Raw genomic sequence first — 1869 nt, 5'->3', positions numbered from 1 at the left:
GCTCCACGGTTTTCGCCGACTTCGTGTCCGCTGGGAACGACGCGACGACATCCATGAAGCCTTCCTCGGCCTCGCCACCTGTCTCATCACCCACCGACACGTCCAACGCCTTTGTTAGGGCCTCTTAGCCGCGGCCCAGATCGCCCCGGCACTCGCAGCGATGGCGGGCGACCACGAACGCGACGGGCGCGCCCTGCGCCTGGAGTGGGCTTGCGTGCCGGACGTGTCGCACTACTGCTTGGCCGCCCTGTCCTACCTGCGCGAGGTGGTCAGCGGACTGACCGTGCACCCGGACCGGCTCGCGGCGAACGTCCGCGCGGTGAGCGACGAGGTCTGCACCGAGCGCCTCATGCTGCTGCTGGCCACCACGATGGGCAAACCATCGGCATACGCCTGGGTGTACGGCCACAGCCAGCACGCCCGGACCCGCGGCCTGGGCTTGAAGGAGCATCTCCTGCGCGACGGCCGGATTCTGGAGCACCTCACTGCGCGGCAGCTGGACGACATCTTCGAGCCTGCCGGATACCTCGGCGAATCCGCACCCCTCGTCGCGGGCGTCGTCACCACGGCACGGCAGTGGTTGAAGGAGAGGACTGCATGGAAGCCAGTCTGAAGAACATGCTCTACGACAACCCCGAGTTGTACGAGGAGATCTATGACGGAGCCGGCCACGAGATCCCGCGCATGTGCGCGAAGCTGTTCGGCGGTATACCCAAGACGCTGCTGGACATCGGCTGCGGCACTGGACGTGACGTCGCATACTTCGCAGGCCAGGGTGCCCGCTGTACCGGAGTCGACTTCCAGCCCGGCATGATCGCCTACGCGCGCGACCGTCGGCCGGGCGTCGACTTCCAGACCGGCGACATGCGGTCATTGCGGCTCGGCACGACCTTCGAAATCATCCCGTGCGTCGGCTGGGCCCTCGCCAACCTGCACACTCCCAAGGACATCGACCGCGCCATGGCGACGTTCGCCGCACACGCCGCGCCGGGCACCATGCTCTTCCTGCACCTGCCCAACGCGATCGGAGACCTGGATGGGCAGGGATTGCCAGCCCGCTTCGTTATCGACACCCCCTCCCTCCAGGCCACCGCCAGTGCCACATATCGCCTCGACCGCCGCCGCCAGCTACTGTCCCGTGAAAGGCTCTGGTCCCTTCCCGGCCAGCCCGACCAGAAGGACTTCGTCCGCTTCCGGCTTCTGTTCCCCATGGAACTGGAGCACTACCTCACCCACCACGGCTTCACCGTGACCGGCATGTACGACAACACCGAAGCCCAGGACAGCGACCTGACCGGCCCCGTGCTGTACGTGAGCGCCCGGTTCACCGGGGACGTCAGCACAGGTGCGACCCTGCAGGTGTGACCGCCAATCGCTGAGAGGCCGTTTAATTCCGTTGTCTCATCCCGGAATCTGCGGTTGTGCGGATTTGCTAGGCACGCCAGGAGATGGTGGACTCACCGGTGAGGCGGCGGGCCATAGGGTCGGTCATGGCGAGGTGAATCATGGCTTCTGAGCGGGCTGGCAGGGTCTCTTTGGCCGTGGGCCAGGCATCGGTGGAGCATGAGGTCCGCCCGACCGCCCATCGCTTCGGTATCGGGGTGTGTCGATCACGATGCTCCGGTTCCTGTCCACGATCTTCTGCCCGGCATCGGTGCCCTGCCTGGATGCGGGGACGCTGGTGGAGGTCTTGACGCTCTGGGCATCGAAAGTCCGGATGGCTTCAGGCTGCGCCGTCCGGTCCACGGGTGAAAGGGCCGGCGCGCCGGCCCTTTCCGATGTCCTCGTTTCCTTTCCGAGAGACCGCTTGCGGGCGGGGTGTCAGTCGTTGCGGTCGGTGGCTGCCGCGGGGGCTTCGGCGTCTACGGG

2 protein-coding genes and 1 pseudogene are annotated in these 1869 nt (G+C 66.5%); all 3 read left to right on the top strand.

Going from position 1 to position 1869, the window contains the following annotated elements:
- Positions 1–118 (top strand): annotated as a pseudogene (locus E2E34_RS33935) (IS5/IS1182 family transposase); the annotation flags it as partial.
- Between the two features lie 42 nt (positions 119–160).
- Positions 161–613, top strand: coding sequence for a lyase family protein (locus E2E34_RS33930; RefSeq protein ID WP_138905662.1), 453 nt, complete (start codon positions 161–163; stop codon positions 611–613).
- A complete protein-coding gene (locus E2E34_RS33925; protein WP_138905661.1) occupies positions 598–1365 on the top strand; it encodes a class I SAM-dependent methyltransferase in 768 nt (255 codons plus the stop codon). Before E2E34_RS33930 ends, E2E34_RS33925 begins: the two co-directional genes overlap by 16 nt.
- Positions 1366–1869 lie beyond the last annotated feature (504 nt).

The organism is Streptomyces albidochromogenes, assembly GCF_005981925.1.
GTDB lineage: Bacteria > Actinomycetota > Actinomycetes > Streptomycetales > Streptomycetaceae > Streptomyces > Streptomyces albidochromogenes.
Note: the sequence above shows the minus strand (reverse complement) of the source record. Positions and strands in the feature narration are given on the sequence as shown.

Coding starts and splice junctions, on each gene's coding strand:
- E2E34_RS33930 (WP_138905662.1), top strand. CDS start 161: ATGGCGGGCGACCACGAACGCGACGGGCGCGCCCTGCGCCTGGAGTGG.
- E2E34_RS33925 (WP_138905661.1), top strand. CDS start 598: ATGGAAGCCAGTCTGAAGAACATGCTCTACGACAACCCCGAGTTGTAC.